The organism is Streptomyces griseiscabiei, from assembly GCF_020010925.1.
Classification (GTDB): Bacteria; Actinomycetota; Actinomycetes; order Streptomycetales; family Streptomycetaceae; genus Streptomyces; species Streptomyces griseiscabiei.
This window is the reverse complement of the sequence record NZ_JAGJBZ010000002.1, coordinates 2260747-2282343: the sequence shown is the minus strand read 5'-3', so window position 1 is coordinate 2282343 and position 21597 is coordinate 2260747. Positions and strand designations below refer to the sequence as shown.

General features: G+C 70.6%; 15 protein-coding genes, 1 tRNA gene and 1 riboswitch. Of the genes, 3 read left to right on the top strand and 13 right to left on the bottom strand.

Translation table 11 applies throughout. From position 1 onward, the window contains the following. Positions 1 to 66: 66 nt before the first annotated feature. Positions 67 to 1053 carry an alpha/beta hydrolase gene (locus tag J8M51_RS27250; RefSeq protein WP_267299542.1) on the bottom strand — a complete coding sequence of 329 codons (987 nt, stop codon included), beginning with the start codon at positions 1051 to 1053 and terminating at the stop codon, positions 67 to 69. 285 nt (positions 1054 to 1338) lie between these two features. On the opposite strand from J8M51_RS27250, the gene J8M51_RS27245 reads away from it, so the two are divergent. Beyond that, positions 1339 to 1758 (top strand): MarR family winged helix-turn-helix transcriptional regulator, encoded by a 420-nt coding sequence (locus J8M51_RS27245; RefSeq protein WP_086753593.1) that lies wholly within the window; start codon positions 1339 to 1341, stop codon positions 1756 to 1758. A gap of 30 nt (positions 1759 to 1788) precedes the next feature. On the opposite strand, the gene J8M51_RS27240 is transcribed toward J8M51_RS27245, so the two are convergent. Continuing rightward, positions 1789 to 2772: an aldo/keto reductase gene (locus J8M51_RS27240; RefSeq protein WP_086753579.1), complete on the bottom strand. Its 984-nt coding sequence runs from the start codon at positions 2770 to 2772 to the stop codon at positions 1789 to 1791. A gap of 113 nt (positions 2773 to 2885) precedes the next feature. On the opposite strand from J8M51_RS27240, the gene J8M51_RS27235 reads away from it, so the two are divergent. Continuing rightward, positions 2886 to 3920: a glycoside hydrolase family 43 protein gene (locus tag J8M51_RS27235; protein WP_398856950.1), complete on the top strand. Its 1035-nt coding sequence runs from the start codon at positions 2886 to 2888 to the stop codon at positions 3918 to 3920. Positions 3921 to 3976: 56 nt separating this feature from the next. Here the strand turns inward: J8M51_RS27235 and J8M51_RS27230 are convergent, their stop codons facing one another. Further along, positions 3977 to 4519, bottom strand: coding sequence for a peptidoglycan-binding domain-containing protein (locus tag J8M51_RS27230; RefSeq protein ID WP_086753577.1), 543 nt, complete (start codon positions 4517 to 4519; stop codon positions 3977 to 3979). A 269-nt stretch (positions 4520 to 4788) separates the two neighbouring features. Here J8M51_RS27230 and J8M51_RS27225 point away from each other — a divergent pair, with 269 nt between their 5' ends. Next, on the top strand, positions 4789 to 5856 hold the full coding sequence (locus J8M51_RS27225) for a helix-turn-helix domain-containing protein (protein WP_086753575.1): 1068 nt from the start codon (positions 4789 to 4791) through the stop codon (positions 5854 to 5856). 28 nt (positions 5857 to 5884) lie between these two features. On the opposite strand, the gene J8M51_RS27220 is transcribed toward J8M51_RS27225, so the two are convergent. The 10 genes from J8M51_RS27220 to fxsA all read right to left on the bottom strand — a co-directional run bounded on the left by J8M51_RS27220 (position 5885) and on the right by fxsA (position 21572). Further along, positions 5885 to 6541 carry a hypothetical protein gene (locus J8M51_RS27220; RefSeq protein ID WP_086753573.1) on the bottom strand — a complete coding sequence of 219 codons (657 nt, stop codon included), beginning with the start codon at positions 6539 to 6541 and terminating at the stop codon, positions 5885 to 5887. A 296-nt stretch (positions 6542 to 6837) separates the two neighbouring features. Beyond that, a riboswitch (cobalamin riboswitch) is annotated at positions 6838 to 6968 on the bottom strand. A 298-nt stretch (positions 6969 to 7266) separates the two neighbouring features. Continuing rightward, a tRNA-Pro gene (locus J8M51_RS27215) sits at positions 7267 to 7340 on the bottom strand. 47 nt (positions 7341 to 7387) lie between these two features. Next, positions 7388 to 8623 (bottom strand): FxsB family cyclophane-forming radical SAM/SPASM peptide maturase, encoded by a 1236-nt coding sequence (locus tag J8M51_RS27210; protein ID WP_086753589.1) that lies wholly within the window; start codon positions 8621 to 8623, stop codon positions 7388 to 7390. Between the two features lie 26 nt (positions 8624 to 8649). Continuing rightward, positions 8650 to 8871 (bottom strand): hypothetical protein, encoded by a 222-nt coding sequence (locus J8M51_RS27205; RefSeq protein ID WP_086753572.1) that lies wholly within the window; start codon positions 8869 to 8871, stop codon positions 8650 to 8652. 172 nt (positions 8872 to 9043) lie between these two features. Further along, positions 9044 to 13003: an FxSxx-COOH system tetratricopeptide repeat protein gene (gene fxsT, locus J8M51_RS27200; protein ID WP_086753570.1), complete on the bottom strand. Its 3960-nt coding sequence runs from the start codon at positions 13001 to 13003 to the stop codon at positions 9044 to 9046. A gap of 72 nt (positions 13004 to 13075) precedes the next feature. Then, positions 13076 to 14320 (bottom strand): TIR-like protein FxsC, encoded by a 1245-nt coding sequence (locus J8M51_RS27195; RefSeq protein WP_179202935.1) that lies wholly within the window; start codon positions 14318 to 14320, stop codon positions 13076 to 13078. 144 nt (positions 14321 to 14464) lie between these two features. Further along, a complete protein-coding gene (fxsT, locus tag J8M51_RS27190; protein WP_086753565.1) occupies positions 14465 to 18499 on the bottom strand; it encodes an FxSxx-COOH system tetratricopeptide repeat protein in 4035 nt (1344 codons plus the stop codon). Then, positions 18489 to 19826: a TIR-like protein FxsC gene (locus tag J8M51_RS27185; RefSeq protein WP_086753563.1), complete on the bottom strand. Its 1338-nt coding sequence runs from the start codon at positions 19824 to 19826 to the stop codon at positions 18489 to 18491. Before J8M51_RS27185 ends, fxsT (J8M51_RS27190) begins: the two co-directional genes overlap by 11 nt. A 328-nt stretch (positions 19827 to 20154) precedes the next feature. Continuing rightward, positions 20155 to 21390, bottom strand: coding sequence for an FxsB family cyclophane-forming radical SAM/SPASM peptide maturase (locus tag J8M51_RS27180; protein WP_086753561.1), 1236 nt, complete (start codon positions 21388 to 21390; stop codon positions 20155 to 20157). Next, positions 21390 to 21572 carry an FxSxx-COOH cyclophane-containing RiPP peptide gene (gene fxsA, locus J8M51_RS27175; RefSeq protein WP_086753559.1) on the bottom strand — a complete coding sequence of 61 codons (183 nt, stop codon included), beginning with the start codon at positions 21570 to 21572 and terminating at the stop codon, positions 21390 to 21392. The genes J8M51_RS27180 and fxsA overlap by 1 nt, the downstream gene beginning before the upstream one ends. Between the last annotated feature and the right edge of the window lie 25 nt (positions 21573 to 21597).

The window sequence follows — 21597 nt, the reverse complement described above, 5'->3', positions numbered from 1 at the left end:
CCGGCCGGGATCACTCCCGGCCGGGGTCGGCCGCTTTCCCGGTCCTGCCGTCAGCCGGTCCTGATGTCAGCCGGTCCCGAGGGCCGTCCGCAGGGTCGCGACCGCCTGGCCGATGGCGGCCTCGGCGGCGTGCGTCCCGCGCAGCGCGTCGAGCATCACGAAGTCGTGGATGATCCCCTGGTAGCGCACGGCGGTCACCGGCACCCCGGCCTCGCGCAGCTTGTTCGCGTACGCCTCGCCCTCGTCGCGCAGGACGTCGGCCTCGGCGGTGACGACGAGGGCCGGAGGCAGCCCCGTGAGCTGCTCGGGGGTGGCGCGCAGCGGTGAGGCGGTGATCTCGGCGCGCTCCCGCTCGCTGGTCGTGTACTGGTCCCAGAACCACCGCATCGCGTCGCGCCGCAGGAAGTAGCCCTCGGCGAACCGGTGGTACGAGCCGGTGTCGAAGGCGGCGTCGGTGACCGGGTAGAACAGCACCTGCTGGACCAGGGGGACATCGCCGCGTTCCTTGGCCATCAGGGTCAGCGCGGCGGTCATGTTGCCGCCGACGGAGTCACCGGCCACGGCGATACGGCCGGCGTCCAGCGAGTGGCCGGCGCCCTCGGCGACGATCCAGCGGGCCACCGCGTAGTTCTGCTCGACGGCCACCGGATAGCGGGCCTCGGGCGAGAGGTCGTACTCGGGGAAGACCACGGCGGCCCGCGCGCCGACGGCCAGTTCGCGCACCAGGCGGTCGTGCGTGTGGGCGTTGCCGAAGACCCAGCCCGCGCCGTGGATGTAGAGGATCACCGGGAGGACGCCCCGGGCACCCTCCGGGCGGACGATCCGGGCCCTGACCTCGCCGGTCGGTCCGCCCGGCACGGTCACCCACTCCTCGTCCACGGCGGGCTTCTCGACGCCGTCCCCCGACTGCACCTCGTCGACCGTCTTGCGGCCCTCCACCGGGCCGAGATCGAAGAGGTACGGAGGGTTGGCGGTCGCCTCCGCGAAGGCCGCGGCGGCGGGCTCCAGCACGGGGCGGGGACCGGTGGCGATGTCGGGGGTGGTTTCGGACATGGCGCTCTCCTCGGACAAGGTGCCACGGGCAGGCCCGGCCGACGGGGGTTCGCCGGGCGGCGGCACCCCATGAAAGTAGCGCACGATTAAGTCGTGCACAACTAAGTAGCTCTCGCCATAACTGGAAACCTGACGGTAGGGTTGGAGATCGTCATGCGGAGCACAGGGCGGAGGAGCGACACCGTGAGCACAGTCGGTGAGAGCGTGAGCACGACCGGGACGACCCGGGACCCGGCATCGGCATCGGCATCGGCATCGGCATCGGCATCGGCATCGGGGCCCAGCCTGCTCCTCGACGACCAGCTCTGCTTCGCCCTGTACGCCGCCTCGCGCGCGGTCACGGCCCGCTACCGGCCACTGCTCGACGGGCTGGGGCTGACCTATCCGCAGTACCTGGTCATGCTCGTGCTCTGGGAGCAGGACTCGATCTCCGTACGCGACCTGGGTGCCGCGCTGCAGCTGGAGTCCAGCACGCTGTCCCCGCTCCTCAAACGGCTGGAGGCCGGCGGGCTGCTGCGCCGTGAGCGCCGTACGGACGACGAGCGTTCCGTCGCCATCCGGCTCACCGAGTCCGGTGCCCGGCTGGAGGAGCGGGCCCGGACCGTCCCCGTGGACATCGGCGCGGCCATGGGCCTGACCCCCGAACAGCACACCATGGCCAAGCAGTTGCTCCGGCTGCTCACGGCGAACGTCGGCCGGAACTGAACCCGGGCACGCCCCCTCCCGACATCACACCTAGTGCGCGGCGCCCAACCGGACCCGCTGATCCTCCGTCAGCTCCAGCTCCAACGCGCCCAGGTTCTCCTCCAGTTGGGCGAGTGACGACACCCCGGCCAGGGGCACGATCGGGAACCGCCCGCCCAACTGCCAGGCCAGTACGACCTGGTTGACCGTGGCCCCGGTCTCCCGCGCCACCTCGCCCAGTACCTTCAGCCGGGCGGGGGTGCCGGGGTGGTCGTAGTCCGGCGGCAGGGCGCCGGGCCGTACGTAACCGCCCTTGAGCAGGGGCGAGTAGGCGACCAGGGTGAGGCCGGGCTCGGCCTCCAGATAGCTCAGCAGTTCGGCGGTGGCCGCGCCGAGGGTGCCGTCCGGCCAGAGGTCGCCCGGGACGTCGGTGCGCGGGCGCAGCAGGCTGTGGTGGTACTGGAGCACCTCGTAGCCGGGCAGCCCGGCCGCGGCGGCGAGGGCGCGGGCCCGCTCCACCCGCCACACGGCGTGGTTGCTCGCGCCGAGCAGGCCGACCGTGCCCTCGGCGACGAGTTCCGCGAACCCCTCGACGGTCTCCCGCGCCGGCACCGTACGGTCCTCGATGTGGGCGTAGAGCAGGTCCAGCCGCTCCACGCCGAGCCGTTCCCGGCTGCGTTCGGCCGACTCGCGGATCACCTTCGCCGACAGGCCTTCCGCGTTGTCCACATAACCGGTGCCGGGCGCCAGGGGCCGGGCGCCGAGCTTGGTGGCGATGACGATCTCGTCGCCGACGCCCCGGCTGCGCCGCCAGCGGCCGAGGAGTTCCTCGCTCTGGCCGCCCTGTCCGCCGTCGGTCCAGAACGCGTAGTTGTCGGACGTGTCGATGAAGTTCCCGCCCGCCTCGACATAGCGGTCGAGCAGGGCGAAGGAGGTCTTCTCGTCCGTCCGCGAGCCGAACAGCATCGCGCCGAGCGCGAGCACGCTCACCTCGCGGCGGGTCGCAGGATCACTGCCCATCGTGCGGTACTTCATGCCGTCGCCTCCCGTTCGGCCCGGCTCTCGGGCCCGAGGGGGAGTCTTCAACTTGAAGCGCACGCGAAGTCAACGCCCTTCGCCGGACGATCTCCGGTCACTATCCTTCGACCGTGACCGAAACCGAGCCCATACACCTCGCGGACCTGCGGCTTCCCGGCATGCCGCTGCACGATCCGTTCGTCGTCGCCGACGCCGAGACCCGCACCTATCACCTCTACACGTCCAACGATCCGGCCGTCTCGGGCGTGGACGGCACCGGCACGATGGTCTACCGCAGCGCCGACCTGCGGGACTGGACGCGGCCCGTCGTGGTGTTCCGGACGGCCGATCAGCAGGGGATCTGGGCGACGGACGGGGCATGGGCGCCGGAAGTGCACGCGTGGAACGGCAGGTACTACCTGTTCACCACGCTGCACGACGAGGGGAAGCCGCTGGAGGTGCCAGCGGCCGGCCGGTACGGCACGCCCTTCCGACTCCCGAACCACATGCGCGGCACGGTCACCGCCGTATCCGACTCGCTGCTGGGCCCGTTCACCGTCGTGGACCCCGCGCGGCCCACCCCTCCCGAGCACCTGATGACCCTCGACGGCACCCTGTACGTCGACCCGGCCGGGCAGCCCTGGATGGTGTACGCGCACGAGTGGCTGCAGACCGTCGACGGGACCATGGAGGCGATCCGGCTGGCCCCGGATCTGACCCGCACCCTCGGGGACCCGGTCTTCCTGTTCAAGGCCTCGGACGCGTCCTGGCTCACCGAGCAGATCCCCGCCGGGATGCCGCACCAGCTCGCGCCGTACATCACCGACGGGCCCCAGCTGTACCGGACACCCGACGGGTCCCTGCTGATGCTGTGGTCGACGTACGAGAAGAACGTGGCCGGTGACGACGGCACCGTCAGCGGCGGCTATGCGCAGACCTACGCCGTCTCCGGATCCGGGGAGATCGAGGGGCCGTGGACCCAGCATCGGCCCCTGGTACGGGAGGACAGCGGCCACGGCATGCTGTTCCACACCTTCGACGGCCGGTTGATGATGATCCTCCACCGCCCCTTCGAGAACGCCCGCGGCAAGCTCTACGAGATGCGGCTCGACGGCCATGAGCTGAGCGTGCTGCGCCGCCGTGACGATCTCGACGGGGGCGGCTGAACCCGACCGCGACACCCCCCTGGCCGCGGTCGGGCTCCGTCAGCCGCGCAGGGGGATCAGGTGCAGGTCAGGTAGTTGTAGCCGGCGAGCCGGGTGTTGCCGTCGCCGTCGGGGAAGGTGTAGTTGCCGTCCGCGTTGCGGCTGAGGGTGAAGTCGCGCACGATGCCGTCGTAGCGCAGGTTCGCGGTGTAGCCGTCGGCGGTGCTGCCGGAGACGAAGTACAGCCACTGGTCCATGTGTCCGAAGGTCTCCTGACCGACCGAGCCGTCGACACCCAGGTTGAAGTAGTCCTGGAGGTCCTCGGTCGCGGCCTTGGTCTGCGAGCCGAACTTCCCGTCGATGTCCGAGGCGGAGTCGAGGAAGCCGTCCGCCCAGAGGATCTTCTGCCAGAGGCAGGTGGCGTTGGAGTTGGTGTTGGTGCCGGTCGACAGGATGCCCTCGTTGCCCCAGTCGTCGATGTAGGTGTCGGCACCGTAGACGTACGCGAGCCCGCTGTACGTCCCGCTCGCGGCGGCCGGCGTGGTCCCGAGCGCGAGGGTGGCCGCGGCCACGGCGCCGACGACGCAGACGGCCGGCTTGAATCGCGTGCGCAAGCTCATGGGAGTCCTCTCTTCGAGCCACCGGGCCGGTGCCCGGTGAGCACCGCAGACACTGACGACGAAGATCCGGCCCGGCAAGGAAAACCGCAGGTCACGGGAGAGTGAGACGCCGTCCCGTCAACTGCCTGCGGGTTTGCGGGAGTTGTGGGACGCCGATGAGACATCGGGGTGGTGTACACGGAACACGCACTCCGTGAACACGGGATGCGCACGGGATGGAAATGGTCTAGGGTCCCGGTCTCCGACCGACCGATTACTAGGGGTAACCTGTGACAGCCACCGCCGATCCTGAGAGATCGGAGGGACCGGAGAGATTCGCTGCGCTCCTGCGGTCGCTGAAGGAGCGGTCGGGCCTCAGTTACGAGGCGCTCGCCCAGCGCACGGGCAGCAGCAGGTCCACCCTCCACCGCTACTGCTCCGGTTCCTACGTCCCGCCGGACTACGGCCCCGTGCACCGCTTCGCCCTGATCTGCGGAGCCTCCCCCAACGAGTTACGGGAACTGCACCGGCTCTGGGCGGTGGCCGACATGAGCCGGATCGGGGACAGCGGGAATGCCGGGGACACAAGGGACACCCGGGATGGTGGGGACATCGGGGACATCGGGGACGAGGAGGAGGCACCGGAGACGGTCGCCGACGGCCTCCCACCGGTGAACGCGCCGACGGGTACCCGCTGGCGCCGCCGCGCCCTGCCCGTCCTCGGCGTGTGCTTCCTGCTGTTGGTGGCCGGCGGTACCTGGATGACGCTGGCGACACGTCAGCGGGCGGCGGCCGAGGGCAAGGACGACGGGCGGCTGCTCTTCTCCGCCGCGTGCGCGGAACCGGTCGGTATGGGGCAGCACGACTCCTGTGTCGAGGAGGTGCAGCGCCTGCTCGCCGCGGCAGGCGCCGACATCGACGTGGACAGTTCCTTCGGTCCGCAGACGCTGCGCCGCGTCACCGCGTTCCAGGTGCTGCACGGCCTCGACGCGGACGGTGTGGTCGGCGCCGAGACCAAGGAGGCGCTCTACGCCCCGAGGACACGGATACGGAGCTGGTCACCGGAGAAGGTGCGCAAACGCATCCGCCAGGTCTTCGCCGAGGAACCCGACCACGCGGTCGCCATCGCCGACTGCCAGTCCTTCCTCGACCCCCTCCACATCCTTCCGAACACCAACGGCACCCGGAACTGGGGCGTCTTCCAGATCTCCGACGCCCGCCTGCCCAAGCTCGGCGGGACCCCGCGCAAGGCCCTGGACCCCGAGTGGAACATCGAGGCGGCCCACCGCCTGTGGCAGCGCGCGGGGAACTTCGACGACTGGCCGTACTGCGAGCGGGCGTACGACGACTCCCGTTGATCCCGCCGACGTGCCAGGCCCCGTCGGCCTAGAAGTGCCGCAGACGCAGCAGGAACTGGCAGCCGCCGGAGCGTCCGTCGGCGTCGATCTTCACCGTGACCGGGGTGCCGACGAAGGCCGAGCGGTACTGGCCCGCGGGCGAGGCGTCCGGGCACTGGCCCGCGTCGCCGTCGGGGTAGAACTGGACGTCGAGGACGATGTTGCCCGTCACGGTGAGGGTGAGGTTGCACCAGCCGGGCCGGCTGTCGGTGTCGACCCTGACGGCCTGTCCGAACACCGGGATGGGCAGGATCGGCACCGCGTACGTGCCCTGGTTGCTCCCGCACTGACCGGCGTCACCGCCGGCGCTGGGCCGCAGGGAGTAGCTGATCGAGGAGCCCGCCAGGGCGCCGTCGGGGTCGTGGACGCCGAACGCCAACTGGCAGCCGCCGCCGCGGTTGTCGGTGTCGAAGCGGATGGCCTGCGTCCAGTCCGGCGAGGCGGTCCACTGCTCCCCCGTCCTCCCGCCGCACTGACCGGCGTCGCCGTCGGCGTTGAACTGGATGCCGAGCTGCGGAGCGGCGCCGAGCGGGGCCGCTTCCGTCGCGTACGCCGCAGTACCGGACAGACCGGCGGCCATGAACGCGCCCGCCGCCACGATGCCGACCAGCGATCTCAGACGTCCGGTCACCCGTAATCCACTCATACGACGGTCTCCTGGGGTCGTGTGCCGACCGGCCGGAAGGTCCGACTGGTCCAGACCGCAGTATTGGGCGTCGGCACCCCGTCCGTATCGCCATGAACACGCCAATCTTCGGGCCGGGGCCGGGGGACTAACCCGGTCCTGCGCTCCAACACTCCCCCACCCGACTTCATGAGGGCCTCGGCACCGGAATTCAGACTTCGGTTGCCGGCCCGGGACAGGGAGCCCGGAGTCCTCCGGAACATCGTCACCCCTCTGCTGAGAGCTGTCGAGGAAGCCCGGGATGCCGGCTTCTGATGAATTCGGGCACGCGGCATGCCTCGAGGGTCGGGGCTCGTTCGGTCGGGGCGCCTTCCCGGTCTCCCAGGGGCGTGCGCGCCCCGTCCGTCCCCTCACCACTGCGCGTCAGTTCCGGATTCGCACCGGATTCTCTGGCCTCGGATGTGGCTCGGCCGACCCGATCAGGCCGTCCGGATCGCCGTCTCGTCAGAGGGAATGGGGTACGGGGGCGCGCGGGCATCCATCCCTGGCTCAGAGCACTGCGGACACGGGCCCGGACCACTGCCGGCACGATCGGGGACATCGAGTGCCATGGCGCCACCACAAGAACAGAGCCCTGGGATCGACAACCTCCCTGTTCCCCGCCAGGCCCCGCCTGGTCCCCAAGAACGATCAAGGGCCGGTCTCGGATGCCTCCGAAACCGGCCCTGAACTGCGACTGTCTCCAGTCGGGACGACAGGATTTGAACCTGCGACCCCTTGACCCCCAGTCAAGTGCGCTACCAAGCTGCGCCACGTCCCGTCGCGTTGTGCACGATGTCTCGTGTGAACGCGCAGGTAAACCCTACCCTACGTACCCCTGGGGTCGAGTTCGGGAAGGCCCCGCCACGCCCCGCTGAGATCGGCTCGCAGCCGGTCGCGGATGTGCAGGATCAGCGCGGCGAGGTCGGCGCAGTAGACGGACGGGTTGCGGAAGCCGCTCGTGGAGGCGTACCGGTGGGCGAAGAGGCCGCCTCCGCAGACGGCGAGCAGGGGGCAGCGCGCGCAGGTCGGCCCCAACTCGGCTGCTCCGGACTGTCGTTGGCGGATGAGCGGCTGGTCGAGGACGTCGTCGAGGGTGTGGCGGAAGACGTCGAGCCCGGTCTCCGGCGCTCCTTCGTAGGCGACTTTGAGGGAGTCGGACTGCTCGATGGAGCCGTCGGTCTCGATGACGACGAGCGTCGCCGGGGCCAGCCCGACGGACTCGGTGCGGATCGAGCCGCCGAGCACGCCCGCCATCAGTTCCTCGAAGAGCCGGACACCGGTCTCCCGTACGGGGGCGTCGTACCAGCGGTCGAACACCAGCCGCAGCCAGTCGGCGTACGGTGTCTCCCCTGGGTGGGCCGTCGCGCCCCGGGCGGCCAAGGGCGGCGCGGCGGGTGTCCGGTCGCGGCGGTCCGTGAGGCCGGGGGGCGGTGTGTCCCAAGTGCCGTGCGGCAGCAGGAGATCGATGCGAGGAGGGTGAGCGGCGAGCAGGGCCTCATAGGTGTCGACAGGGTCGTTGGCCAGGTCGACCGTGCAGAGGAGGCCCGCGTACAGGAAGCGGTGCTCGGCGGACCTCAGCCGCTCCAGCCCCGCCGTCACCAGCCGGTGGCTCCCCTCGCCCTTCGGGAAGCGCCGGTGCCGGTCGTGGCCGGCCCGGGTGCCGTCGAGGCTGACGCTGACGCCCACCCGGTAGCGGTGCAGCACGTCCAGGATGTCGGGGGTGAGCAGCACCCCGTTGGTCTGCATCGAGAACCGGACGGGAACTCCCGCCCGCGTCGGCCCGGTCCCGAGAATCCCCAGCAACTCCCCCAGCCGGTCCGCCCCGAGCAGCAGCGGCTCCCCGCCGTGCAGCACGATCCGGACGTCGGGCAGCCGATGCGTCATGGCGTGCTCGGCGATCCGCCGGGACACCTGTTCCGCGACCGCCGGTTCCATGACCCGGGGCTTGGCACGCCAGCTGGTGTCGGCGGAGTGGTAGACGTAGCAGTAGTCGCAGTCCAGGTTGCAGCGGCTGTGCACCTTGAGCACGAACTGCCGTAAGGACACGGGACGCGGGGACACGGGAGCCGACGGGACCGACGGGGACGTCACCCCATCGACGCTTCCGCTTCGCAGGGGAGCGAGGACTCGAACTCGGCGAGGTACGAGACCTCCGGATGCACGGCCTCCCGGGCGAGACGACGCAGTACGTGACCGAGGGCGCTGTTCTCGGCGACGGTGGCGGGGCGGTCCTCGGCAGGCCTGACCGGACCCGCGCCGGCAGGGGCGCGTCCCGCAGACCCGTTCGGCGAGGACAAGAAGGGTGACACCGCACTCCTAGGGGCCATGCTGACACGGGGCGTCCGCCGGGCGGACGGCGCCCATGGCGGTGAGCGGAGAATAGCAGCGAAGCAAAGGAAAACGGCAGGAATCAACACAAAGCGCCGTAAAGAAGACCTCACCCTTCCGGATGGGACTCACACCGCTCTCCGGGACACGGAATCAGAAGGTGAAGGGTGGCTCGATGTCCGCGTCCAGTCGCACCCCGCTGTCCACCGCCTCGTAGGTCGGGTGGTCCACTCCCAAGGTCTGGGCGGCGAGTTGCAGGGCCTCACTGTAGTGCTCCTCGGACTCCTGAGTCACACCAGCCCCCGCGAGGTCGACCGCGAGGTTGGAGCGCAGGGTGACGACGTCGTAGTGGTCTGCGCCCAGGGTCTCCAACACCCCTGCGAGCGCCTCGCGTTCGAGGGCGATCGCGGCCTCCGTCTCACCGGTGTCGACCAGGCAGTTGGCGTAGTTGATCATCGCGTCCAGGGTGTAGGGATGACGTTCCCCGAGGGTGTCGGTCAGGGCCCGCAGGGCGCGTTCGGAGGTGGCGCGGGCGGCTGCCGCGTGGCCGCCGAGCCGCAGATAGATCGCCAGGTTGTTCTGGCAGCCGAGGGTGTAGGGGTGCGACTCCCCCAGGGTCTGCCGCTGGCGGGTCAGGATGTGATCGGCGTGGTCGCGGGCGCTGTCGACGTCGCCCAGGGCCGCGAGCACATTGGCCAGATCGGCGCGGGCGGCCAGAGTGTCCGGGTGGTCACGGCCCCGGTCCTCCGCGTAGATCAGATGGACGGAGGCGACGAGATCACGGGCCTCCTCGTACCGTCCTGACCGGCGCAGCGCCACCGCGTGGTTCCGCTGCGTGGACAGGGTCTGTGCGTGACGCGGGCCGAGCCGCTCCCACAGCAACTGGCAGGTCTCCTCCAGGAGTACGAGGGCGGCCCGCAGGTCACCGGTCTCGCGCAGGTCGCGGGCGTAGTTGGAGGCCGCGCTGAGGGTGTAGATGTCCGTGGGGCCCTTGAGGTCGAGCCGGTCGCGGTAGACCCGGCGGTGGATCTCCAGTGCCGCGCGCCGGTCCCCGCACAGGTACTCGGACACGCCGAGATTGCTGGCGTGCATGGACAGCCGCAGATCGTCGGGGGGCCAGGCCGCCTTGCTGGCCTCGTAGGTGGCGCGGTCCCACTCCCGGGCCTCGGCATAGCGACCCAGGGCGTTGAGGTCGGCGGCCACGTTGGCGGCGGCGATCAGCGTACGGCGGCGGTCGGGGCCGACGAGGGCCGCGAGCCGTCGGTGGACGTCGAGGTCGTTGCGCCAGGCGTCGCGCGAAGCGCCCTGGGAGCGCAGGATGTTGCCGAGCTGGGTGCGCAGGGCCAGGACCTGGGTGTCGTCGGGGCCCCGGCGTCCGGTCCACTCGACGAGGACGCGTTCGGCGGTGTCCCGTCCGGATCCCAGCAGGTTGCGGCGCCACAGACAGCGGACCGTCTCGATGATCCACTGCTGTACCTCGGGGTCGTCGCTGCGCACCGCCCGGCTGGGCCACAGATGTGGCAGCAGCTGCGCGTAGCGCGGCCAACTCTCCGGCGCGCCGGGGGACTTGGGGTTCCCCGCGGCCAGCACGGAGTGCACGACCGCGCGCAGTTGCAGACGTCGCTCCAGGGGCATCGAGTGGCGGATCTCGGCCTGCACCAGGCGGTGGACGACGACGGTGCCCTCCTCCTGGTCCGCCTGGGCGAGCCCGAACCGGTTGATCTCCTGGAAGACCTCGCTGATGGTCACCTCGTCCCGGGGTTCGTCCTCGTCGAGGGTGAGGGCGTCCATCAGGGAGCGGGTGTAGAGCAGGTCCATGGGGATGGGGTCGGCGCCGAAGAAGGCGCAGATCTCCAACAGGTCGGCCGCCGCCGGGCTGTTGGCGCGGATCTCCTCCAACGACACCAGCCAGCCCGCCATTTCCAGCGAGCGTTTCTCCGTGCGCTTGAGCAGCTCGGTCGCGTGGGTGCGCAGCAGTTGCAGATACCGGTCGACGGGCATGGCCGTGGCGCTCAGCCACAGGGCTGCCTGGTGGACGGCGAGCGGGAGGTCACCGAGTTCGTGGGCGATCTGCCGGCTGCCGTCCGGGGCGAGGCCCGGGTTGTGCCGCGCGAGGAGGGCCACGCTCTCGGAGCGGGTGAACACCTCGACCGGCAGGACGCTTCCGGCCTCTTCCCAGGTTCGGTCGCGGGAGGTGACGAGCACATGCCCGCCGCGCGGCGTCCCGGCGGGAAGCCATTCGGCCGTCTCCTCCGGTGAACCCGCGCTGTCGAAGACGATCAACCACCTGCGGTACGGGGTCCCGCCGGACAGCGCTCTGAGCACCCGTTGGGCGGTGAGCGCGGTGTCCTCCCCTTGCTCGATGCCGAGTTGGGGTGCGAGGCGGGCCAACTCACTGGCGATGACCGTGGGTTCGGCGGCCGGGACCCACCAGACCACGTCGTAGGAGCCGCGGAAGCGGTAGGTGTACTCCAGCGCCGTCTGGGTCTTGCCGACTCCGCCGAGGCCCACGAGCACCTGGGGCGTGGTGGAGTCCTCCGCGGCGGTGAGGCGGTCCCGCAGCTCGTGCAGCAACGCGTTCCGGCCGGTGAAGCCGGTGTTCCTCGGGGGCAGCGACTCGACGGGCGGATTCGTGCCGGGGTAGCGCGGTGGTTCCGGCGCCAGCAGGGCGGGGGTGCCGCGTGCCGGGCCCGGCACCGAGGGCGGCGGGCCGACGCTCTGCCGCAGCCGCCGTACCGCGTTCACCGCCGTGAGGTGGGCGATGCTCGGGGCCGCGGCGAGGTCGAAGGGCGGTTCCAGGGCGCGTTCGCCGCCGTGCACACGGACGGCGATCAGTTCCGGTGCCAGCGCTCGCTCCCTGCCGGTCAGGGCCCGCCAGAGCGCGGCGGACTGGGGCACCTCGGCGTACCCCTCGGACAGCAGCGCGAGGACCCTGCCCTCCTCCGCCAGGGCGCGCACCACCTCCGGGGCGGTCTCACCGGGCCGGGTGGCCGTGATGTCGTGCAGGGTGACCCGGAAGCCGGCGGATTCCAGGTGCCAGGCCGTCCACTCCGCCCAGACCCGGTCCTCGGGGGCGTAGCTGACGAAGAGACAGGCGCTGATGGCCCGGCTCTTGTTCATGTACGCCGTCAGCAGACGCTGCCGGTCGTCGTCCGGCAGGGGGACGCCCCGCCGGACCTCACCGTCGGTGAGCCAGTCGGTGAGCCGTTCGCAGGCCTTGAGCACGGTGCCCTCCTGCAACGGGCGGTCACCGACGGGCGCGACGATCTCCTCGTAGGCGTAGAACGTCTTGTACGGGATCTCCACGTCCCCCCAGTACCGTTCGACGCTGCTCTCCTCCAGCCACGACAGATGGCCGCCGAAGACCTCCCGGGCACGGTCGCGGCTGATCTCCAGGCGCTCCCGCTCCGCGTCCTCGACACGCATGGGCACCGGCAGCAGACGTATCGGCCGCCGGGAGCCCTTCGTCACGGCGCGGGCCACGTGCGCGGAGCCGCGCATGTTCTGCACGTTGTAGACGAAGCCCAGGACGAGGGTGTCGGGGAGGAGCACCGTGCAGATGCCCGAGCTGTCGGTGACCCCGGTGCGGCTGTCGATCAGGACGTAGTCGTAGCGGGCGGCCATCTCCTCGCGCAGCTCCAGCAGGAACGATCCGCCGCCGAGCCGTTCGTAGAAGGCGTGCCAGTCGAAGGAGGTCACCGAGTCCGAGTAGGCCGCGTTCTGCCGCCCGGCGGGCAGAAAGTCCAGCCGCCCGCCGCTCGCGAACTTGAGGTCGAGGCCGACGACGTACGGCGTGAGGTCCAGCGTCCGGCGGAACCAGTCGTCGTCGCGCGGGGCCTCCTCCCGGCCGGGCAGGAGCACGGCCTGCTGGTAGGCGCGCAGCAGGTCGATCAGCCCGTCGGTGTCGCGCAGTTCGGGGTCGGTGAGCAGCGGGTGGAAGTAGCTGTGCAGCCCAGGCGCTTCCAGGTCCCAGTCGACGGCGAGCACGCGTTTGCCCCGACTGGCCAGGATCCAGGCCACGTTGGCCAGGGTCATGGTGCGGCCGACGCCGCCCTTGAACGAGTAGAAGGTGACGATCTGGCCTCGGCCGTCCGGGGCTCTGGCGGGGCTCATCCGGTCTCCTGGGCGGTCGTGGTCCTCGGGGCGGTCGTGGTCCTCGGGGCGGTGGTCGGCTGGGGCGGGCGGTCAGAGGCGGGGCATCGACGGCGGCGGCCCGCCCGGCGGCAGGCGCCGGACATGGCCGCTGGCGGCGATCCGGTTCTGGGTCACGGTCACCGCCCGGGCCAGCATGTCGTCGAACTCGTGCTGGTCGACGGGGGCCCAGAACACCGGGTCATGGGGGTCGTTGCGCCGCATCCAGTTCCGCTCGAAGACCCTTCTGACCGCGTCCCACAGCGCCTCGTTCTCCGTGCCCGACTCCCTGTCGTGCTCGTGGCAGGGCACCAGGACGGCGGTCGTCGGGTGGTACAGCTCGTCGTATCTCACGAGCGCTCCCCGGTACGGTGCCTCGCGCGCCGACCAGGCGTCGACGAGCAGGACACACGCCTGGTTGAGGTGGCGGGCCCGGTTGAGATGGCGGATCAGCTGGGGGCTCACGGCCTCGACGCTCGTGGTGTGCCCGTCACCGGTGATGACCCGCTCGGCCCGCTCCACGACGGTCGGCACCCGTGGCGGGCTGTAGGGCGCCCACATCCACGGCGCCTCCCCGTAGTAGGCGGTGTGCGAACGGCCCACCGGAGGCTGCTCCTTGGTGCAGGCCGCGACGAATATCCGGACGTGCCCTCCGAGTTCCGGCCGCTCGTTGACGGGGAAACAGCCACGGACCTCCGAGAGGTCGAAGGCGGGAGGCGCGTCGACGGGCAGGTTGAAGGGGTCCGCCGCCGCGCGTACCCGGCGGGCGATCTCCTCGACGACGTGCGTGTACGCGGGTCCGCCCGGTTCCGACTGCATCAGTTGCAGCAGCCCATGTCTGAGGTACTCCTCCCCCAGCCCCGGTTCGGTGTACTGCACGGCCCGGACCTCGGCGGGCATCCTGCGCTGCGGCACCGGCTCCCAGAGCACCGGGACCAGTGCGCGCGGCGGCACGGAGGTCATGTCCTGGTAGCGCTTCACCCGTGCGGCGAAGTGGGTCCACTCCTTGCCGCAGTATTCGCTGCGGAAGTACGCCGGCGAGTAGAGCGCGACCATGGAGCGGCAGGAGCCGACGGCCCTGCTCAGTTCCAGCAGCCAGTCGTCGCCGAGCATGATGTTCACGACGTCACGGAAGGTGGGCTGCCGGTCCGACACCGAGCCCGGGAGGTCGAGGGCGTCCAGCAGGTCCTCGTAGAACCGCCCCACATACGCCGCCCGGTCGTCCCGCCTGGCGTAACTGAGAAAGAAGTACGGCTGATCCAAGGCGCCCCCCAGCATGCCCCACCGCATCGACGGCATCGAAGGTCCTACCCTGCCACCGCCGACCTCAGACATACGGACGACTGTCGAGTGCACGCCCGGCGACCGGGACCGGGCCCCGCGGGCAGGATCGCCCGCGGGGCCCGGTCTCCGGTCCTCGTGCTCTGTCCGAGCCGTCGGCCGTCAGGTGACCGGCGGCTCGATGTCCGCGTCGATCGGCTGCCAACGGGTGACCGCCCGGGTCATCGGGTGGTCGCCGCCGAGTTCCCGGCTCTCGCGGGCCCGCCGTTCCGCCTCGTCGTGGAGTCGGCCGGCCTCCACGTGCAGCAGCTCGGCCTCGTCCGAGGTGTCCCGCCGCAGCAGGGCCGCCAGGTTCGAGACGCCCGCGATGGCGAGGTAGTGATCGGGGCCGAGGATCTCGGTGAGCCCCTCGTGCGCCTCACGGCCCGCCTTCACGGCGCGTGTGTGCTCGCCGTTCTCGGACAGATCCGTCGCGTGGTTCAGCCGGCAGGTGAGGGTGTAGGGGTGGCGTGGGCCGAGGAGGCGGCGGAAGCGGTCGACGGTACGGGTCGACAGCTCCAGGGCGGCCTCCGGCTCACCGGTCAGCCGTTGCAGTACCGCCAGGTCGGTGGCGCAGGCGAGGGTGAAGACGTGGTCGGGACCGAACCGGCGCTCGTAGCGGTCGAGGGTCTCCTTGGCCAGCTCGCGGCCCCGCACGGACTCCCCCCGGTCGTACAGGTCCGCGCTCAGGTTCGTCGCGACGGCGAGGGTGTCGGGGTGGTCGGGGCCCAGTTGCTTGAGGGCCTGTTCGAACGTCTCGCTCGTCGCGGTGTACGCCTTCTCGTACTCGCCCTGCCTCCGGTACAGGATGGCGGCGCCGAGGGAGGCCCGGAAGGTGATCAGGTGGTCGGGTCCCAGCGCGCGCCGGCTGCGCTTCAGGGTGTCCTCGATGAGCTTCAGCGCCTCCCGGAACGCGCCGGCGGCACGCAGGTCCCGTGCGTAGTTGATGGCGGAGTTGAGCGTGGAGCGCTGGTCGGAGCCGAAGATCTCGCGGCGCTGTTTGAGGATGTCCCGGTTGGTCTCGCGGGCGGCCTGCCGGTTGCCGGACAGGAACTCGGACACGGCGAGGTTGTTGGCCGCCTGGAGGGTCCGCTGATGGCTGTCGCCGAAGATCCGCCGGGTCCGCCGCAGGGTCTCCCGGTCGCTCTCCATGGCGTCGGCGTACCGGCCGACACCGCGCAGGTCGGCGCCGAGGCTCATCGCGGCGCCGAGGGTGTAGGGGTGGTCCCCGCCGAGGATCGTGCTGCCTCGCTCGTAGACATCACGCGTCACTTCGTACGCCTCGGGCAGGCGGCCCTGGTCGCGCAGCGCGTTGCCGAGTTCGGTGCGCAGCCGCAGGACGAGCGCGTCGTCCTCGCCGAAGCGGGGCAGCCAGCTGGCGAGGACCCGTTCGGCGGTGCTGTTGGCGGTGTCGGCATCGCCGCTGCGCCAGAGGTAGCGGACGGAGTCGCAGATCCACTGCCGGACGGGGAGGTTGTCGCTCTCCTTGGCCTGGGTGGGCCACAGATGCGGGAGCAGCGTGGCGTACCGCCGCCAGGTGTCGGACTCGTCGGGGTCCTTGGGGTTGGCCTGGCCCAGGACGGCCTGGGCCCGCTCCCGCATGGCGGTCTGCTCGTCGGGGGTGAGCTGGTCCCGCAGGACGCGCTGGATCAGCCGGTGCAGGGTCAGCGTGTCGGTCCGCTGGTCGACCTGGGCGAGGCCGTTGCGGACGATCTCGCCGTAGAGCCTGCTCATCAGCAGCGGGTCGGAGAGGCTGGGGTCGTGGCGTTCGAGCAGTTCGAGGGCGGGCCGACCGCTGAGCATGTCCCGGGGGATCGGGTCCGGCCCGAAGAACGCGCACAGTTGGAGCAGTGCGGCTGCGGCCGGCGTGCGGGACTTCAGCCGATCGAGTGACCAGCTGGCCGCTGCCGAGGTCGGGTAGTCGGGGGCAGACTGGCTGCGCAGGATGTCGGTCATCTGGGTACGGAGCATCTCCACATAGGTGTCCACGGGCATCGCCGATTCCTGGAGCGAGGCGGCGGCGAGGCTCACGGCCAGCGGGAAGTCCCCGAGTTCCTCGGCCACTCGAGCCGCTTCGGCGGGTTCGAGTGCCTGGTTGTAGCGGCGCAACAGCGCGACGCTCTCCTCACGGGTGAAGAGGTCCACCTCGATGCGCGCGGCGCGTTCGGCCCAGGCCGGGTTCCGCGAGGTGATGAGGATGTGGTGACCGGGCCCACTGACCGGAACCAGACCGTCCAGGTCGGCCGGCTTCTCGGCGTTGTCGTACACGAGCAACCAACGCGCGTGGGGGGTGCCGCGACGCAGCTTGTCCAGAACCTCGTTGCATACGGCCGTCAAGTCCTTGCCACCAAGGGGCACACCGAGATGCCCGGCCAGCGTGTTCAGGTCCTGGCGGATCTGCGTCGGCTCCGCGGCGTTGATCCACCAGACGAGATCGTAGTCCGACTCGAAGCGGTACGCGTACTCGAGCGCAAGTTGCGTCTTGCCCACTCCGCCGAGTCCGTAGAGTGCCTGCGGCAGCACGGCGGTGGTGCCGGAGAGCAGGCTGTCGCGCAGTCGTTCGATGAGTGTCCGACGGCCGGTGAAGACGGCGTTGCGCTGTGGGCGGCCCCCGATGACCTGCGGTGGAGTACCCGGGAGCCGGGCCGCCGCGGCCAGTCCGATGGCTGCGGGACGAGACCCCGGCTCGACCGAACCGGCGCGGTCGACGGTGGTCAGGAGGCGGGCCACCGCCTCCTCGGCGGTGACACCCGCAAGGCTGACGGCCGAAAGGGGCGCGAACTCGGCCGGGGGCGGGGTGTCGTCGACCCGCAGGGGGACGATCATGCCGATCTGGCCGGACGGGTCCCTGCGGCTGGTCCGCTGCCAGATCTCCCGCGCGTGCGGCAGCGCGGTGTACTGCGGGGAGAGCAGCACGACCATGCGCCCCTCGCCGGCCAGCGTACGGTCGAGGCCGGTCGGGGTGACGGGTCCGGCCGTGACGTCGTCGACCTCGATCGGGGTGAGCGTCGCCTCGTAGCCGGCCGCCCGGAGCACGGTGACGGTCCAGTCGGCCCACAGCCGGTCGGTCGCGGCGTAGCTGACGTAGAAGTCCTTGCGCATGATCGGGGAGGTCCGCTCGTACTCCGCGCGCAGCGTCTGGCGGTACGGCTCCGGCATGTTGCTCAGGCGGGTCACCCGGTTGTCGGTGAGCCTTGCGGTCAGTCGTTCGAACGCGGCCAGCAGGGTGCCGTCCTGGCGGCGCTCCCCCACCGTCGCGGGGATCTCCTCGTACGCGTAGCTGGGTTTGTACGGGATCTCGACGCTGCTCCAATACTGGTCCTGCTCCTCGGGCGGCACCCAGTCCAGGAAGGGGGCGAACAGGCTGCGCGCCTGATAACGGCCCGCTTCCAGGCGGTCGCGGCCGGCGTCCTCGACACGCATGGGGACGGGGACGATACGGATGTCGCGCTGGGTGTGGGAGACACGGCGGATCGAACGCGCGACGTGGGCGGCGCCGTTGACGCCCTGACGGCTGAGGGTGAAGCAGTCCACGACGATGTCCGGCATGACGACCGTGCAGATGCTCGCGGTGTCACTGAGGCCGGTACGGCTGTCGATCAGTACGTAGTCGTAGCGCGCGGTCATGTCGTCGCGCAGCGCGGTGAGGAAGTCGGCGCCGCCCATGCGGTAGAAGGTGCCCCAGTCGAAGGTGCTGACCTTGACCGCGTAGGTGTCGGGGTCCTGGACGCCGGCGGGCAGCAGGTCCAGTTTTCCGCCCGGCGGCAGCCGTAGCTCCGTGCCGACGGCGTACCGGTCGACGCGGGCCCGCTCCCGGTGGTCGGGTTCCTCTGGCAGGCCTCCCCCGTTGGGCCGGGGTGGTCCGGCCGCGCCCCCGCCGTCGACGCCGGAGCCCACCCGTGGGGTGACCGCGTGCCGGGCGAAGTCGCTGACCATCTCTATGACGCCCGCGCTCTCGGTGAGTTCGGGGTCGGCGAGCAGGGGCTGGAGGTAGGTGTGCAGTCCTGGGGCCTCCAGATCCCAGTCCACGACGAGGACGCGCAGGCCGTTGCTGGCAAGGATCCAGGCGGTGTTGACCAGCGCCATGGTGCGGCCCGTACCGCCCTTGAAGGAGTAGAAGGTGATGATGGTGCCCCGGCCGCGGTCGTCATGGGTCATCTTCCTGCTCCTTCTCAAAGGGCTGCGGTGTGGAGGAGGCGCGGGCAGTGATCGGGGGTGCCAGCCCGGTACGGCTGCGCGGGGTGGCCACGGTGGTCAGCACAGGGAGCGCGGCGGACGTGATCCGGGACATCTCCAGAGGGGTGAACTTGAGAGTCTCGAGGAACGAGACGAGATGGTTCTGCGCCTTCGCGACCACGGCGTGCAGCGCCCCGTCGAAATCGTCCGACCCTATCCCCGACTGCAGGAGCGGCAGGGGGTCCCCTGCTCCCTTCGCCCAGTTGAACGGAAGGGCGCCCCGGACCGCCTCCCAGTAGGCCTTGCTCCGGGGTCCGTCACCCGCCTCGTCGGGCGCGCACGGGACTATGGCCGCGCTGCCCGGATGGTTGCTCCGGTCGTAGGCGCGGAGGGCTCGTCCGAACGGCTCGTCCGCGGCGGCCGAGGCCTCCACCAGGAGGACCGCGACCTGCCCCTGCCCCCGAGCCTCGTCCAGGGTGGCGCCGAGCACGTCCGAGACGATCTCGGTCCGTACCGTGAAGCCACGCTCCCTCAGCAGGAGGCTCGCTCTTTCGGCCAGCGGTTCCGGGAATTCGGCGTGGTAAGGGTTCCAGTCCGTCGGGCTCTCCCCGTGGCAGCCCGGGTCCGTCGCCTTCCGGTGGGCGTTCGCCGAGGTCCGGGCGGCCACGAACAGCAGTGCCTGGCTGCCCGGTTCGGCGCGTTCGGTGGCGGACGGGAAGGGGCCCGCGGAGTCCGGGCCGCTGATGTCCAGGCCGTTGACGGGCCGGATGCGGAAGTGTTCGGCGGCGATGAGGATCTGGTGCGCGATGAGGTTGACGATGCGGCGGTACTCCTCGCCGCCCGGGTCCGCGACCAGGATGCGGCGCAGGCCCCATTGCGCGTAGTTCTCGCCGAGATCGAGGTTGTCGTACTGGATATGGGCCGCGCCCGGGGGGATGTTCTGCACCGGCTCCCAGAGAACGGGGATGAGTGCCTTCGCGTCCACTCCCGTCACTTCTCTGTGGCTGCGCTGCCGGTCCTCGAACGCCTTCCACTCGCGGCCGCAGAAGTCGCTTCTGAAGTAGTCGGGGGTGTAGAGGGCGAGCATCGTGCGGCAGTGTCCGAGGGCTTCGCCGAGGGCCGCGTTCCAGTCCTGTCCGACTTGAATGGACTGCACATCGAGGAATGGGCGGTCGAAGGGCACGGCATTGCCGTTGTGTAATCGCCGTAATTCTTGGCGTAATTCCGCGCACAGGTCGTCGTAAAAACGCTTGACGAGGACCTTGGGTCCACGCCTGCGCGCATAGCTCAGGAAGAAGTACGGTTCCAAGGAGCCCCCGAGGTGACGCGTCCGCGGGGTCCCTATCGTGGGGTGGATGGATTCTCTCGCCTCGGAAGGGGCCCGACACCGGCGGAAGTGCACGCGGTTCGGTCGCCTCCCACACCTCCTCACCCCCCAACCGGTACCCCTCAGCCTTGGCCTTGGTTGAGTCGTGCCGAGACAGAGAACGATACCCCTGTCCGGCCGGACAGGCCCCTTTTCGGCAGGACCCGAATCCATGCTTCCCCCGATCTCCGCATCCAACTCGCGTTCACCGTGTGCTTGTTCACGGAATGCGGCACGACCGTTGCGCGTGCGCCCTGAGTCGCGCTCCGGCTCAGGAGAGGGCAGACGGGCGTTCCGGTGGAGCCTCCGCGAACTGTGCCGTCGCCGCGCGAATGCGGGAGCCGACGTGAGTGATGAGAGCGGCGAGGTCGAAGCAGTAGACGGACGGGCCGGCGAAGCCGGTCGGCGAGTGACGGTGGGCGTACAGGCCCCCGCCGCACGTCTCGACCAGCGCGCACCGGCGGCAGACGGGGCCGAGACCGAGAAGTCCGGCCTGTCTGCCGCGCATCGTCTCCGTCGCGAGGACGTCGGAGAAGGAGTGCCGGAAGACGTCGAGGCCGGTCTCGGGTGCCCCCTCGGCGACGACCTTGAGCGAGTCGGAGTGCTCCAGGCTCCCGTCGGCCTCCACGACCACGAGGTCCACCGGCGCGAGCCCGAGCCCCTCGGTGTTGACGGTGCCGCCCAGCACCCCGGACAGGAGCTCCTCGAACATCCGGACCCGGGTCTCCTTCCGGGGGGCGTCGAACCAGCGGTCGAAGGCGACGGAGAGCCAGCGGCCGTACGGTGTCGGCTCGTCCGGCGGTGCGAGGAGCGGGGGCCGGGCCGGGGGTACCTCGCGGTGTTCGAGGCCGGGCGGTGGATGGTCCCACGTCCCGTGCGGCAGAAGGAAATCGATGCGGGGCGGGGCGAAGTCGAGCAGCGCCTCGTACGTGTCGACAGGGTCGTTGGCGAGGTCCACCGTGCACAACAATCCCCGGAACAGGCCCCTGTTCCGCGGGCCGTTCAGCAGACGCAGGGCCGCGGCGACCCGGACGTGGCTGGGGCGGCCGTTCGCGTACCGCCGGTGCCGGTCGTGTGCCGTGCGGGAACCGTCGAGGCTGACCGCCACGCCCACGCGGTGGCGGCGCAGCAGAGCGAGGAACTCCTCGTCGAGGAGGATGCCGTTCGACTGCATCGAGCAGCGCACCTCCACCCTGGTGGCGAGCCGCTCCTCGATGACGCCGAGCACGTCTTCGAGGTGCGTCTTGCCGACGAGCAGGGGTTCTCCGCCGTGGAGGATGATCCGCACCGCGGGAAGCCGGTGCTCACGGACGTGTTCGGCGATCCGGTCCACGGCCTGTCGCACGGTGTCGAGGGACATCGACGTGGGCCGGCGGCGCCAACTCTGGTCGGCGGCGAAATATACGTAGCAGTAGTCGCAGGACAAATTGCATAAGCTGTGTATTTTCAGCAGGAACTGCCGGAGAGGGACCACGGGTAAACCCCCGGACCCGGTTTCCTCCCGCATCACAGGGCGCTGTCGAAGACGATGTCGGACGTCCTCGTCCCACCCTCGCGTTCCTCCAGGTGACGTCGGACGGTGTGACCCAGCACCGTGTCCTTCCGGGCCTCCACCTTCAGCCGACCGGTCGGCACCGTGGAGATGTCGACCAGTCGTGTGCTGTTGTGGCTGTTCCGAGGCGCGTCCATGCCTTGCTGCCTCCCTGAGAGCCGC